General features: G+C 29.4%; 15 protein-coding genes. 1 reads left to right on the forward strand and 14 read right to left on the reverse strand.

What is annotated here, in order from left to right:
• Positions 1-211: 211 nt before the first annotated feature.
• Positions 212-1,516 (reverse strand): homoserine dehydrogenase, encoded by a 1,305-nt coding sequence (locus tag J1C67_RS00780; protein WP_167866254.1) that lies wholly within the window; start codon positions 1,514-1,516, stop codon positions 212-214.
• A gap of 246 nt (positions 1,517-1,762) precedes the next feature.
• Here J1C67_RS00780 and J1C67_RS00785 point away from each other — a divergent pair, with 246 nt between their 5' ends.
• Positions 1,763-3,403, forward strand: a complete 1,641-nt coding sequence (locus tag J1C67_RS00785; RefSeq protein WP_167866253.1) for a putative manganese-dependent inorganic diphosphatase — start codon at positions 1,763-1,765, stop codon at positions 3,401-3,403.
• A 164-nt stretch (positions 3,404-3,567) separates the two neighbouring features.
• Here the strand turns inward: J1C67_RS00785 and J1C67_RS00790 are convergent, their stop codons facing one another.
• From J1C67_RS00790 to J1C67_RS00850, 13 genes are read right to left on the reverse strand one after another with little or no spacing between them, the layout of a single operon-like run.
• The gene (locus J1C67_RS00790; RefSeq protein ID WP_167866252.1) at positions 3,568-4,341 is read right to left on the reverse strand and encodes a flagellar hook-basal body complex protein; all 774 of its coding nucleotides are present in this window, start codon (positions 4,339-4,341) and stop codon (positions 3,568-3,570) included.
• Between the two features lie 30 nt (positions 4,342-4,371).
• A complete protein-coding gene (locus J1C67_RS00795) occupies positions 4,372-5,142 on the reverse strand; it encodes a flagellar hook-basal body complex protein (RefSeq protein WP_167866251.1) in 771 nt (256 codons plus the stop codon).
• Positions 5,135-5,299: a hypothetical protein gene (locus J1C67_RS00800; protein WP_167866105.1), complete on the reverse strand. Its 165-nt coding sequence runs from the start codon at positions 5,297-5,299 to the stop codon at positions 5,135-5,137. The genes J1C67_RS00795 and J1C67_RS00800 overlap by 8 nt, the downstream gene beginning before the upstream one ends.
• A 38-nt stretch (positions 5,300-5,337) precedes the next feature.
• Positions 5,338-5,820 (reverse strand): hypothetical protein, encoded by a 483-nt coding sequence (locus J1C67_RS00805; RefSeq protein ID WP_243176728.1) that lies wholly within the window; start codon positions 5,818-5,820, stop codon positions 5,338-5,340.
• 13 nt (positions 5,821-5,833) lie between these two features.
• Positions 5,834-6,559, reverse strand: a complete 726-nt coding sequence (locus J1C67_RS00810) for a FliA/WhiG family RNA polymerase sigma factor (RefSeq protein ID WP_089970584.1) — start codon at positions 6,557-6,559, stop codon at positions 5,834-5,836.
• A gap of 13 nt (positions 6,560-6,572) precedes the next feature.
• Positions 6,573-7,214 (reverse strand): flagellar brake protein, encoded by a 642-nt coding sequence (locus tag J1C67_RS00815; RefSeq protein ID WP_167866249.1) that lies wholly within the window; start codon positions 7,212-7,214, stop codon positions 6,573-6,575.
• 10 nt (positions 7,215-7,224) lie between these two features.
• On the reverse strand, positions 7,225-8,091 hold the full coding sequence (locus J1C67_RS00820; protein ID WP_167866248.1) for a MinD/ParA family protein: 867 nt from the start codon (positions 8,089-8,091) through the stop codon (positions 7,225-7,227).
• On the reverse strand, positions 8,085-9,233 hold the full coding sequence (gene flhF / locus J1C67_RS00825) for a flagellar biosynthesis GTPase FlhF (protein ID WP_167866247.1): 1,149 nt from the start codon (positions 9,231-9,233) through the stop codon (positions 8,085-8,087). The genes J1C67_RS00820 and flhF overlap by 7 nt, the downstream gene beginning before the upstream one ends.
• Positions 9,233-11,299, reverse strand: coding sequence for a flagellar biosynthesis protein FlhA (gene flhA, locus J1C67_RS00830; protein ID WP_207713879.1), 2,067 nt, complete (start codon positions 11,297-11,299; stop codon positions 9,233-9,235). Before flhA ends, flhF begins: the two co-directional genes overlap by 1 nt.
• A gap of 24 nt (positions 11,300-11,323) precedes the next feature.
• Positions 11,324-13,159: a fused FliR family export protein/FlhB family type III secretion system protein gene (locus J1C67_RS00835; protein WP_167866245.1), complete on the reverse strand. Its 1,836-nt coding sequence runs from the start codon at positions 13,157-13,159 to the stop codon at positions 11,324-11,326.
• 11 nt (positions 13,160-13,170) lie between these two features.
• Entirely contained in the window at positions 13,171-13,440 is a 270-nt protein-coding gene (locus J1C67_RS00840) for a flagellar biosynthetic protein FliQ (protein WP_167866244.1), read from the reverse strand.
• Positions 13,441-13,451: 11 nt separating this feature from the next.
• The gene (gene fliP / locus J1C67_RS00845; RefSeq protein ID WP_167866243.1) at positions 13,452-14,228 is read right to left on the reverse strand and encodes a flagellar type III secretion system pore protein FliP; all 777 of its coding nucleotides are present in this window, start codon (positions 14,226-14,228) and stop codon (positions 13,452-13,454) included.
• The gene (locus tag J1C67_RS00850; protein WP_243176727.1) at positions 14,218-14,610 is read right to left on the reverse strand and encodes a flagellar biosynthetic protein FliO; all 393 of its coding nucleotides are present in this window, start codon (positions 14,608-14,610) and stop codon (positions 14,218-14,220) included. Before J1C67_RS00850 ends, fliP begins: the two co-directional genes overlap by 11 nt.
• Position 14,611 lies beyond the last annotated feature (1 nt).

Consider the following 14,611-nt stretch of genomic DNA (forward strand, 5'->3'; position numbering starts at 1 on the left):
AGCTGAAATAAAATAACAAATCCAATATTGTGACTAGTTATTTTTTTGTGGATCCCTAAGCCTTCTCTAATAATATATATTAGAATTTAATAAATTTATGAGGATTTTCGTAACAAAAAAAATAGCAATGCATATGTATGCATTGCTACTTGTGTGAATAAAGGTCTTAAATAATCTGGCTAGTTGTTTTTTAAATATCCCTTAGCCATGATTAGTTTTTAAAATCTTCTATTCTTATAATATTATCTATTTTCTTTACTGTTTTAAGTTCATAAATTTCATCTATAGCTTCTATAACTTTAGCTTCTTTTGTATAGTGAGTTACAAGCACAAGCGTTACCTTATCATGCTGTGGGCTTTCTACCCCTCTTTGTATAACTGAACGTAAACTTATACCACAATCCCCTAAAATAGTAGTTATTTCGCCTAAAACTCCAGGCTTATCTTCTACTGTTGTTCTAATATAATATTTACTTTCTACACTTCTAATATCCCTTATTTTTTTATCCCATAAATTATTTTTAACTACTGGGTTTATATTTTCTAAATCTATATTACTTCTTAATATAGAAACCAAGTCACTAACTACAGCACTTCCTGTTGGCAGATCTCCTGCTCCTCTTCCATAAAACATTAAATCACCAACTGCATTCCCCTTTATAAAAATTGCGTTAAATGAATCATATACATTTGCTAAAGGATGATTTTTAGGAATCATGGTTGGATGAACTCTAAGTTCTAATTTTCCATTAACATCTTTTACTATTGCTAGTAATTTAATTACCATTTTAAACTCTTTTGCATAATCCATATCTATTGATTTTATATTTGTTATACCTTCTCTATAAACATTTTCTACATCTATTTTAGTTCCAAAAGCTAAAGATGATAAAATAGCTAATTTATATTGAGCATCAAAACCTTCTATATCTGAAGTTGGATCTGCCTCTGCATAACCCTTCTCTGTTGCTTCATCTAATGCTGCTTTAAAACTTAAGCCCTCTGTTTCCATTTTACTTAATATATAATTAGTAGTTCCATTAACTATTCCATATAATTGCTCAACTTTGTTAGCTGTTAAACTTTCGTTTATACCATTAATAATTGGTATTCCCCCAGCAACACTTGCTTCATAATGGAACATTACTCCCATGCTATCAGCCTTTTCAAAAATTTCATCCCCGCCAGTTGCAAGAAGCATTTTATTTGCAGTTACTATATGTTTCTTCTTATCCATAGCTTTTAACATATACTCTCTTGCCGGCTCTATGCCACCCATTACCTCAATTACAATTTTAATGTCCTTGTCATTTAATATTTCATTAAAATCCGTTGTTAAGATTTTTTCTGGTACAATAACCCCTCTATCCTTTTTAGTGTCTCTTACCAAAATTTTAGCTACTTCAATCTCATAACCAGAACGTTTTTGTATTTCTTCTTTGTTTGAATTTAAAATCTTCCAAACGCCACAACCGACATTGCCTAGCCCCAGCAAAGCAATTTTAACTTTTTTCATTTTAATAGCCCCCTTTTTTTTGCAATTTTATAACTATAAAGTCCCTATTATGTTTTTTATTATATCCCTATTATATTTTTTTTTCCATAATAATAAAATATTCTGTTATTTTTATTTTTGTATTTATTTTTATTTCTTTTAAATATATATCATTTTAGAAACTATTATTTTGTAGAACTCTTTACAAAACTCTCTCCTATATATAAAATAGTACTATATAAATATAATATTTAGGAGGTAACAACTTTGAAGGACATAATATACGTAACTGGACATAAAAACCCTGACTCTGATTCAATATGCGCAGCTTTTTCATATGCTGAGTTTAAAAATAAAACTGGAAACTTACCTGCAATTCCTGTTAGACTTGGAGATGTAAGTCAAGAAACTCAATACATTCTTGATTATTTCGGTGTAGAAGCTCCACAATATCTAAAAACTGTTAAATTAAAAGTTGAAGATTTACAATTTGATACTATTAGCCCAGTCTCCCCTGACATCTCTTTAAAGATGGCTTGGAACATAATGAAGGATAAAAACATTAAAACTTTACCTGTTGCTGATTGTAACGATCATTTACTAGGTGTTTTAGCAGTATCTAACTTAACTTCATGTTATATGGACATATGGGATAATACTATACTTTCAAAAAGTAATACATCTCTTGATAACATAATTGATACTCTTTCAGCTAAAGAATCATACATAAGCAACTCAAAATCTTCATTTCCTGGAAAAATAGTAGTTACTGCTATGCAACCAGATAGTATGAAGGGATATATTGATAAAGGTGATATTGCAATAGTTGGCGATAGACACGAAGCTCAAGATGCTTTGCTGGATATTGAAATTTCATTAATGATAGTAACTGGCTCACATACACCAACCGATGAAATTATCGAAAAAGCTAAAAATAAAAACATTACGATTATTGTAACACCACATGATTCATTCACTACTTCAAGACTTATTGTTCAAAGCATACCTGTAGGTTATGTTATGATTCGGGAGAATCTTATCACTTTCTCAAGTGATGATTTAGTAGATGATATTAGAGGTATAATGGCTGAAACTAGATTTAGAAGTTATCCTGTAACTGATTCTAACGGAAGAGTACTTGGAACAGTTTCAAGATATCATTTAATTTCAAACTATAAAAAGAAAATAATTCAAGTAGATCATAATGAAAGAGGTCAATCTGTTGATGGGCTTGAAGATGCAGAAATTCTTGAAATCATCGATCATCATAGAGTTGCTGATATTCAAACAAGTAATCCTATCTTCTTTAGAAATGAGCCTCTTGGAAGCACTTCAACAATAGTTGGTAAAAGTTTCTTTGAAAATGGTATTAGACCATCAAAACAAGCTGCTGGACTTTTATGTGGAGCTATAATTTCAGATACACTATTATTTAGAAGTCCCACATGTACTTACCAAGATAGGAATATGTGCAAAAAGCTTGCTGAAATAGCTGGAATTAACATTGAAGAGTTTGCTAAAGAAATGTTTAAAGCAGGAACTTCTTTAAAAGGAAAAACTGTTCCTCAAATCTTTAATCAAGATTTTAAACCATTCCAAATAGAGGATATAAAAGTTGGTATTGCACAAGTTAACACTATGGATATTGAAGGTTTCATGCCACTTAAAGATGAAATGCTTGACTATATGGAAACTAAAGCTAATGAAGCTAACCTTGATATGGTAATGTTATTATTAACAGACATATTAAATGAAGGTTCACAAATACTAGTTGCAGGTGAAAAACCTGAAATAGTAGAAAAAGCTTTCAAAGTAGAATTAAAAGATAAAGGTGCTTTCCTTCCTGGAGTACTTTCAAGAAAGAAACAAGTTGTACCACCGATTACTACATCTATAACTTCATCTTAATATTTAGAAGGCCTCTTTTATGAGGCTTTCTTTTTTTAGTAATTATAAATTAAAATTATATATAAGTTATATGCAAATAAATAACTTTCAAATTAATTTTAGTTATCAATAAAAAAAGTGGTAACTAAATAATTGTATACTTAGTTACCACTCTATTAAAAACACTATCTAGCTCTTAAATTGTTTACCATTCCCCACATTTCATCTGCAGTTTTTACCCCTCTTGAACTTAACTCAAAGCTTCTTTGAGTAACTATCATATCTGCAAATTCTTCTGCTATATCAACATTTGACCCTTCAGTAAATCCTTGTGATAAATTAGCATCCCTTGTTCTGAAAACTTCTGTTCCCTTAACTGGTTGAAATAAATTATCGCCTATAGATACAAATGCTTTATCTCCTACTGCATTATAAACAGGTATTTCTCCAACCTTTAAAAAAGTATCATTTTGTTTTAAATGAACTGAACCTTCTTCATCAATCAAGAAATTATCCTTTGTAAACTTCACATTATCACTGCTAAATCCATTAGCATATTCAAGATCCAATTTATTTCCTCTTGCATCTACAAGGCTTCCAGCTCCATCTACAGCAAATGCTCCATCTCTTGTGTATGCACTTTCTCCATTTGGAGATTTTATTCTAAAATATCCAGGCCCATCTATTGCTATATCAGTACTTCTTAATGTTTCCATTAATTGGCCCTGACTATTATCTCTATACCATTCTCCAGTCTTTATACCTGTCCCTATAACTGATTCTTTATTATTTATAGCATAACCTTTTCTATCTAAACTTTCTGTTAATAAATCTTGAAATCCAACTTCTGCTTTTTTATATCCTATAGTTGTTGAATTCGCTAAATTATTTGATATAGCATCTAATTTTTCTTGATTAGCATTCATTCCACTTTTAGCTGTCCATAAAGTTCTTAACACTGCTTTTCCACTCCCTTTTAATCCTGTTTATTATCTAACAGCTCCAACTTCATTAGCTGCCTTTCCTAGTGACTCATCAATAGTTTGTATCATCTTTTGATTTGTTTCAAAACTTCTCATTGTAGTAATCATTTCTACCATCTCATTTGAAAGATTAATATTTGATTGTTCTAAAGCTCCCTGATTTACTAGTACCTGTGTATTATAAACTGGATTTTCTGAAGTATATTGATTATCCCCAACTTTTTTCAAAGTTTTATAATCCTTAAAATCTGCTAAGGCTAATGAATGTGTGGATTTTCCATTAACATTAACCCCATTATTATTATCAATTACAAAATTATCAGTTCCAACAAAAATTGGCTCCATTGCTCCAGTACTTTTATTTATACCTAAAACAGGATCACCACCATTTGTAACTAAGTACCCATCATTTTTAACTCTAAAGCTACCATCTCTAGTAAAAACTGTTTGATCCCCGCTTTTAACTGCAAAAAAACCTCTTCCATCTATAGCTAAATCCGTAGGTTTATTTGTTGACTTTAATAGACCTTGTGTAAATCTAGTATCTATACTATCAATTTTTGTACCAAGGCTAAGAGTTCCTATTGGATTTTTTACATTATGCCCACCAGATATTTTATCCTTATTTTGTATTAAAACTTCATCAAAGCTTTTCATTGATAAAGTATCACCTTTAAACCCTGTAGTATTAGCATTTGTTATGTTATTTGTTATTGTTGCCTGCTTATTTTCTAAAGTTATCATTCCTGATACTGCTGTATATAAACTTCTAATCATTTGTATCATCTCCTCCAAATAAAACTTTACACTCATAATCATAGTGCATGCCAAATCCTCTTGCTTTTTCTTCTATTTTATCATCTGAAATACTGGAGTTATATTTATAACTAAACATTATTACTGATGCTATAATCATTCCTATACCGATTCCCATTAATATTTTTCTATCACTTAGGAAACCTACTACATTTTTTAACTTTTGAATAATCCTTTTATTAATAGTACTTCCCCCTTACCTATAAACATCTTCGTGCAAATTTCTTCATCTGTAAATCCATCTTGAACTAACCTTTTCACTTCATTCACCTTATTAATTTTTTCAGGCTTATATGCGAAATTTATTTCTGATATAACATTCTTATCTTCAACTTTAATATCATTAGTTATAATATCGTCCTTTTCTATTTTTTCTTCAATACTTTCTAAATAATTTATTGTATTTTCTTTATTAGTTATGTCTAATACTGACGCTTTAATTTCTTCCATTTCTTTTTGTATATCAAAAATACTTTCTGCCAAATCTTTTCTTATTGATATAATCTCCACATCATAATCTCTATTTACAGTAGATTCTTCTCTTTTTAAAATTGAACTAAAAGAATTATCTTCTTTTTTTATTGCCTTAATATTTAATAAAATAAGTAACGCACCTATTATAATAAGTATAAATCCCATTACCATACCTCTTTTATATATATTTAACCTTTTCCATTATAACCCTTAAATTTCTAATTGCTCTACTATGTAATTGACATATTCTAGATTCAGATACTTCAAGTACATTTCCTATCTCTCTTAAATTTAATCCCTCAAAATAATATAAATTTAAAACTAATCTATCTTTCTCTTTTAACTTTTCTATACACTGTGCTAAAACATCTAATTTTTCTTTTTCTTCTAATGACCCTTCAGGACTTGGTGTTGTTTTATCTTCTACAAGACCCATAAATGATACATCATCATCTTCTGAATAAATTATTGTTTCTAGTGATACAATAGACATATAATTTATGTAATTTTCAATTTCACCAACTTCAAATAGTGTCATATTTAAATCTTTAGCAATTTCTGTTATAGTTGGCTCTCTCATAAACTTATTTTGAAGCCGTTCAATACTATCATTATATTTTGCAAGCTTATCCATAGCGCCTTTAGATATAGGTCTATTTTTTCTAATTTCATCAATCATAGATCCTCTAATTCTAATAGATGCATATGAAGAAAACTTCATCCCCTTAGTTGGATCAAATTTACTAATAGCATCCATAAGTCCAATAATACCGTAGCTTACTAAATCTTCGTATTCTATATATTTAGTTTTCCCAATACTAACCCTAGACGCTAAATATTTTACTAACGGAATATATTTTTCTATTATTTGTTCTTTATACATTACTGGACTTTGGCTCTCCATAACTTATCCCCTTTTATCGTAATTTTCTTTGTTCTCTCATAATTCTAAAAACTATTTGTATAATTCTTTCTCTTGTCCTATTATCTAATTCTTGAAAACTAATTCCATAAATGTATCTTTTATCTTCGGTTATATCCACCCTTACAATTTTCCCTTTTATTAAAACTCCCTCATTTTCACTACCTATCTTTGCACTTATTACATCACCTTTTTCAAGCTTTTCTCTTAACTTTATTCTCATACCTCCGCCACTTAGGTCTAATAATAATGCATTAGAAATTTTATCATCCGCTTGTCCATTCGTTTCTTTCTCATATTTTTTTATATTCTTAATTACTTGAACTGTATCAACACGTACATAATTACGTCTTTGAATCTTAATTACATCATATGGTAATGTAATACTATAGTAAGATATATTATTTTCTTTTATTCTATTTATTACTCTACATTTAAAGCTGAATATATTTTCTCCATTATCATAATAAACTAGTTCTATTTCTTCACCCGTTTTCAATGTAAGATATACTCCACCTACTACTGGAATACTAATTAATATATTTTTACTATTACTATCTTGAACCAAAGTTTTGTAAATTCCATCTGCCCACTTAACCTCTAATTTACTATTTATAACCACATCAAATTTTTTCACTCTATCACCCCTATGAAAATATATTAAAAAGTCTTTTAAATAGCCCTTCAACTCCGGAACCTTTTTGCTGTCTTTTTTCATTTATTATTTTTTTACTTATATCTTTTATACACTTTGCTGCATTACTGTTTGGGTAAGATATTACAACTGGGCTTTGCTCTCTTACTGCCATAACTAACTTTCTATCATCATCAATACAGCCTAAATATTTAGTTTCCAATTTTAGAAATCTTCCTACTGCTCTTTGAAATTTAAAGAAAGTTTCTTCGCCTTCCCCTTTATGAAAAGTTCTATTTACAACTATGCTTGTATCTTTATTTATTTTAAAGTATTTTACTGCTTTTAACAAGCTATATGCATCAGTTAGTGATGTTGGCTCTGGTGTAGTTACTATAATTACATCATCTGCACAGGCAATAAATGCTAATACACTTCTACTTATTCCAGCTCCTGTATCAATAAATATATAATCAAAGCCTTCTATATTTTCTATTTTTTCAAGAAATCCTTCTCTTTCATTTTGCTGAAGATCTTCTATATTGTTTAATCCTGAACCACCAGGTAATAACTTTATTCCCTCTGGTCCATCAACTAAAACATCTTCAATTGACATGCCGCCTTTCATAAGATCTAGCACATTATATTTCGGATATATTCCCATTAAAACATCATCATTTCCCATTCCTATATCAGCATCAAAAATCATTACTTTTTGACCCTGCCTTTGAAGAGAAATAGCTAAATTAACAACGAAATTACTTTTACCAACTCCACCTTTTCCAGATGTTATAGTTATTATTCTTGCTTTTTTTCTATTATTAAAATTATTTTTTTCACCACTTGCCAGTCGTCTTAAGCTTTCAGCTTGATCTAACATATGGTTTCCTCTCCGATTATTAATTTAATTAATCGGTCTTTAGTAGGAACCTTAATATCATCTGGTACATTTTGGCCCGTTGTTATAAATGAAACTGGTTTATTCGCTTTATTTATAATATTGAATATTCCTCCATAAACTGTTGTTTCATCAAGCTTTGTTATAATTATTTTATCATATTTAAGCTCTTCATATCCACTTAAAATTGTATCTATATCTCTATTTTTAGTTGTTCCACTTAGTACTAACGCTGTATGGTCTGGTTTTGCATTTTGTACGTATGCTCTAAGCTCTGAAATCTGCATTGTATTTTTGCTACTTCTTCCCGTTGTATCAATTAATATAACATCGCAATAGCTTAAAGCTTCTACAGACGACTCCATTTCTTTAATTGTGTTTACAACTTTAAATGGTAGGTTCATAATTTCTGCATAGGTTTTCAATTGATCTACAGCACCAATTCTATATGTGTCTATAGTTATTAATCCTACTTTCTTTTTTTCTATTAACGCAAGCCTACCTGCAAGTTTTGCAATAGTTGTAGTTTTACCAACTCCTGTTGGCCCAACTAGAACTACTCTTCCAAGTAAATCTTCACTATTTATTTGAATTTTAGAATTTAATAATTTTTTAAAATCTTCTTTAAAAATATCAAAATCCTCTGAACAGTTCTGCTTTATCTCTTTAAAATATTTTTCATTTATATCTATTTCTTTCATAAATCCAACTAATAAATCTTTCTCTTCTTCTTTTGATGTATTTTTAATAACTTTATTTAAAAGTTCTTTCATTTCCCTTACTTCTTCTGTAAGCTTACTATCTTCTTCACTACTTTTTTCTAATTCTTTAGATTTTACACTTAAAATATCTTTATTATTTAACTCTTCAATATCCATAAGTTTTTTAAGTCCTTCTAAGGACTCCTTAAAGGATTCGTCCTCTTCTTCTTTTTCAGCTTTAGCTGCTTTTTTATTATTTTCCAAAGCAGCTGTTACCTCTATTAACTTAGGAGAAAAATATCCTTTAAATCCAGGAGATTTAATTTTCCTTTGACTTATTATAATTGCATCTTTACCTAATTCATATCTTATTCTAGTTAATGCTTCATTCATACTTTTAACTGTATATTTCTTAATTATCATTATAAAGATACAACTCCTTCAGTTCTTATTTCTACATCATTTGGTATTTCATTTAATGAAATTACCATTATATGAGGAAACACCATTTCTATAAGCTTCCTAAATACACAACGAATATTTGGAGAAACTAAAATAACTGGTTGATTATTAAAGAAGTAAACTATTTCCACAGTATTTTTTATACTATCTAAAATTCTAGTTGTAGTATCTGGATCTACTGCTGGGAATGATCCCTGCATAGATTTTTGAACATTAGCTGCTATTATTTCTTCTATTTGTGGTGACAGCGTAACTACTACTACACTTCTATTTTCATCTATAATTTGATTGCAAATTGTTCTTCCAAGTGCAAATCTTACATATTCAGTTAAAAGTTCTAAATCTTTTGTAATTCTTGAGTTATCTGCAAGAGACTCCATAATTGTAACCATATCTTTTATTGGAACTTTCTCTTTTAAAAGATTTTGTAATACCTTTTGAAGTTCTCCAATTGTCATTAAATCTGGAATTAACTCATCTACAACAGCACTATATTTTTCTCTTGTATTATCAACTACTAATTTAACTTCTTGTCTACCTAATAATTCATATGAATGTGATTTTATAGTTTCTGTTAAATGAGTTACCATAACGGTTGTTGGATCCACTACTGTTAATCCCTTTATTTCAGCCTCTTCCCTTTGATCCTTATTTATCCAAGTTGCTGGCAAGTTAAAGGTTGGCTCTATTGCTCTTATCCCTGCAATGCTTGAATTGTCTCCTGACGGATCCATACAAAGCAACATATTTGGCATAAGCTCTGATGCTGCAACTACAGTTCCTCTTATTTTGATAACATACTCATTTGTTTTTAGTTGCAAGTTATCTCTTATTCTTATAGGTTGTACAACTATACCCATTTCAATAGCACACTGTCTTCTAACAGATGCAATTCTTTGAAGTAAGTCTCCACCTGTAGATTCATCTGCAAGTGGAATTAACCCATATCCAATTTCTACTTCCATAGGTTCTACATGAATTAAATCCATAACATTTTCAGGTTCTTTTCTTTCCATTTCAGTATATTCTTCTTCAACTTTTGCAATTTCCATTTCTTCTTTTTCAGATTCATCCTTATATAGTGCATAAGATAAATATCCTACAGCTGCTGCTACAGAAAAAAATGGTATCTTAGGCATACCTGGAACTAATCCTAATGCAAATATTACAGCAGATGCTATTGCTGTTGCAACTGGAAATGCTGTAAGTTGTTTAGTAATTGTTTTACCAAAATTTTCAGAAGATCCAGAACGTGTTACCAACAGACCTGCTGCTGTTGATATTAAAAGTGCTGGTATTTGACTTACAAGTCCATCTCCAATTGTAAGCTTTGTATATAATTCAGCAGCCTGTCCAACTGACATATTAAGTTGCATTACTCCAATAATAATTCCTGCTATAATATTTATTATAGTAATTATTATACCTGCGACTGCATCTCCTTTAACAAACTTAGATGCCCCATCCATTGCCCCATAAAAATCTGCTTCTGCTTGCAAATCTTGTCTTCTTTTCTTTGCCATTATTTCATCTATAAGACCTGAGTTTAAATCTGCATCTATACTCATTTGTTTACCAGGCATAGCATCTAATGTAAATCTAGCTGCTACTTCAGATACTCTTGATGATCCACTTGTAATAACCATAAATTGTATTATTACTATAATAAGGAATATAATTATACCAACTACATAATTTCCTCTAATAACAAAATCTCCAAATGCTGCAATAATTGATCCTGCATCTGCCTCTGTTAAAATTAATCTAGTTGATGATACATTAAGCCCTAGCCTAATTAATGTAGTTACAAGTAGTAGTGTTGGAAACACTGACATCTGCAATACATTAGTTGTAAACATTGTTATTAGTATTATTACAGCCGAAAGTGTAATATTAAAAGCTAATAAAATATCTAGCATTGGCTTTGGTATTGGAATTATTATCATCATGACTATTCCAAGAACCCCAAAGGCAACTAGTATATCTAGATTCTGTTTTAACTTAAACTTATTATCCGAAATCACCAAAATCACATCCTTTTCTTAGTAGAGTTATTTTTTCTTTTGCTTTAACTTGTATATCATAGCTAAAATTTCAGCCACAGCTTGATACATTTCTTGAGGTATATCTTGTTCTAACTCAACTTCTTGATAAATTAGCCTTGCTAGAGGTTTGTTTTCTATAATAGGTATATCAGCCTCTTTGGCTAATTCCTTTATTTTAATAGCTATATTTTCTGCGCCCTTTGCAACAAGCTTTGGGGCTTCCATTTGTCCCTCTACATATTTTATAGCAATTGCTATATGTGTTGGGTTTGTAATAATAACTGTAGCATCTGCTACTGATTGCATCATTCTATTTTGAGACATTTCTTTTTGTCTTTGTTTTATTTTAGCCTTTAATTGAGGATCACCCTCCATTTGCTTATACTCTTCTTTTACTTCTTGCTTAGACATTCTTAATTCTTTATTATGCAGTCTAAATTGAACAAAATAATCTATTGCGGCTAATGTTACAAGTAGTAATGTTATTTTTTTAAAAATTCCTAAAATTAATTCTTTTATTTCAATACCAATTGTTGGTAAATACAAATTGCTAATCTGCATTATTTTATCGAAATTATCAGCAATATACTTGTATCCAATAAAACCAACTATAGATATCATTACTAGGTTCTTTACAAGTTCTACTAATGTTTTCTTAGAAAACATATTTTTAAAACCCTTTATAGGATTTAGCTTTCCAAGTGATGGTTTAATAGGTTCCCCTGTTACTAAAAAACCAGTTTGCATTAAACTAGCAATTACTCCAGCTATCATTATTGGAAGTGCTACTGGTAATATCCCCATACCTATCCTTCCTACTACTGTTAAACTTATTGCTTTAATGCTTGTTTCTGTTAATTCCATTAAAAGATTATCTCCTAAAAAGTAAATTACATTTCCTTTTAATCCAGATATTAAAAACCCACTTAAAGCTATAATCACCAATGTACAAGCTGCCATAGTTAAAGCTAACCCTATATCTTTACTTCTTGCAATTTGACCTTTTTTTCTTGAATCTTGCTTTTTCTTGGATGTCGCTTCTTCAGTCTTTTCTTCTGCTGCAAATATAAATACCACAGGCATTAATCCAATTATTTTCCTATATATTTCTGGCAATGAACTAATTCCACTAATAAATATTTTAATTATTATTGGTAATGCGATTGTTATAGATATAAGTCCTACTACTATTTTAACTGGCATACCAAGAACCATTACATTAATCTGTGGTACTGCTCTTGATATAAGTCCCATACAAAGATCAGTTATTATAATTATCAATACAATTGGTATTGCAATTTTCAATCCTATCACGAAATATTTTGTTATTATTTCTATTAGTGCCATCATTGATTCTCCACTTACTATGGTATGACCAAGTGGAACCAATATAAAACTTTCAATTAAAGATTTTATTAACATATGATGTCCATTTATAGAGAAAAATACTACCATTGCAATAAAATGCAATAAATTCCCTGTTATTGATGTATTAGATTTACTATTAGGATCTAATACACTAATCATACTAAGCCCTATATGAACATCCATGAAACTACCTGCCATAATAACTACTTCAAAAGCTACATTAGTTATTAAACCAAGTATTAATCCTGTTGCTATTTCTGAAATTATGTATGTAATTAATATGTAGTTATTTGTTATTGCCTCTACCGCTTTAGTATCTATTCCTCCAACTAGTGTTATTGAAAAAATTAATGCAAAAAACATTTTCATTGTAGGCGGTGTGCCATTTGGAAAAAACACCTTTGTAATTGCAAAAAAACTAGTTACTCTTATAAATATAAAGAAAAGGGCTAAAAACTGGGCTATATCAACCATTTAAATGCCCCCTATGTAGATATTTTAATTATTAATTCAAATATTCTTTCTGTAAATGCTACAATTGTATGAAGCATAAAACTTGCCGTTAAAAGCCCTATTGCAGCTATTCCTATAAGCTTTGGAACAAATGTTAAAGTTTGCTCCTGAATTTGTGTTGTAGCTTGAAAAATACTTATTATAAGACCTATTACTATAGATACTAGTAGTATTGGACCTGCCATTTTCATTGATGTGAAAAGGGCATCTTTAACTATTCCTATTATTAAATTCTCACTCATTATAAGTCACCTCACCCAAAACTTAATACTAATGCTTTTGTAATTAAATACCATCCATCTACCATTACAAATAATAATAATTTAAAAGGTAGTGCTATCATAACTGGTGGAAGCATAAACATCCCCATAGACATTAGTACACTTGCAACTACCATATCTATAATTAAAAATGGTAAGAATAATAAAAACCCTATTTCAAAAGCGGTTTTAAGTTCACTTATTGCAAAAGCTGGTACCACAACATATAATGGCACATTCTCCCTTGTTACCTCTTCTTTATTTATTTTAGAAGTTTCAATAAATAATTCTAAATCCTTCTGCCTTGTTTCTTTAAGCATAAACTCTCTTAAAGGTTTTGCTCCTGCCTCAAAAGCTTGATCTTGATTTATAGTGTTTTCCATAAATGGTTTAAATGCATTATCATTTATAGTTGTATAAACTGGTTGCATTATAAATATTGTTAAAAATAATGAAATCCCTATTAAAACTTGATTAGGTATTGATTGTTGAGCCCCTAATGCACCTTTTAAAAATGAAAATACAACTACTATTCTCGTAAAACAAGTTGCCATCATTATTACTGATGGTAATAATGTTAAAATAGTTAAAAATATTAAAAGTTTTATATTATCTACATAATCTTTAGGAGTACCCTCTCCCCCTAAAGAAATATTAACATCTGGTATATCAACTGTATTTGGTGCTGCAAAGGCTTTCGTTGTGAAAAATATTGTTACTATTGCAAATGCTATTAACATAATACCTAAATACTTCTTTTTATTTTTCATTTCCTTTACCCCCGCTACAAATCTTCTTTTTTAGTTTCAAAGCTCTTTCTTTTATTAAATTAATTGTATTTTCATATTTAATATTTGTTTCTTCAAATCTTTTTAATTTTTCTTTTTGTATATTAATCATTTCCTCTTCAGATAAATCTTCTAACTTTTCTGTTTTTCCTTCAGATGATGACATTACATATCCTTTTTTCCCTATTTTTACAATTAATATGTAGCTATCTTTTGAGATTTGAACTTTATCTATTACATTAATATATTTATTATCATTAATATCATTAATCTTCTTATTACTTAGCTTAAATAGTATAAGTATTAATCCTAGTATTATTACTAATGATATTATTAGTTTTATAATCATCATAAAAATATCCATT

The sequence above is a fragment of the Clostridium gasigenes genome (assembly GCF_017348895.1).
Lineage (GTDB): Bacteria > Bacillota > Clostridia > Clostridiales > Clostridiaceae > Clostridium > Clostridium gasigenes.

Coding starts and splice junctions, on each gene's coding strand:
- J1C67_RS00795 (WP_167866251.1), bottom strand. CDS start 5,142: ATGATTAGAAGTTTATATACAGCAGTATCAGGAATGATAACTTTAGAA.
- J1C67_RS00840 (WP_167866244.1), bottom strand. CDS start 13,440: ATGAGTGAGAATTTAATAATAGGAATAGTTAAAGATGCCCTTTTCACA.
- J1C67_RS00850 (WP_243176727.1), bottom strand. CDS start 14,610: ATGGATATTTTTATGATGATTATAAAACTAATAATATCATTAGTAATA.
- J1C67_RS00805 (WP_243176728.1), bottom strand. CDS start 5,820: ATGGGATTTATACTTATTATAATAGGTGCGTTACTTATTTTATTAAAT.
- J1C67_RS00800 (WP_167866105.1), bottom strand. CDS start 5,299: ATGGGAATCGGTATAGGAATGATTATAGCATCAGTAATAATGTTTAGT.
- flhF (WP_167866247.1), bottom strand. CDS start 9,233: ATGATAATTAAGAAATATACAGTTAAAAGTATGAATGAAGCATTAACT.
- fliP (WP_167866243.1), bottom strand. CDS start 14,228: ATGAAAAATAAAAAGAAGTATTTAGGTATTATGTTAATAGCATTTGCA.
- J1C67_RS00780 (WP_167866254.1), bottom strand. CDS start 1,516: ATGAAAAAAGTTAAAATTGCTTTGCTGGGGCTAGGCAATGTCGGTTGT.
- J1C67_RS00810 (WP_089970584.1), bottom strand. CDS start 6,559: ATGGAGAGCCAAAGTCCAGTAATGTATAAAGAACAAATAATAGAAAAA.
- J1C67_RS00820 (WP_167866248.1), bottom strand. CDS start 8,091: ATGTTAGATCAAGCTGAAAGCTTAAGACGACTGGCAAGTGGTGAAAAA.
- J1C67_RS00835 (WP_167866245.1), bottom strand. CDS start 13,159: ATGGTTGATATAGCCCAGTTTTTAGCCCTTTTCTTTATATTTATAAGA.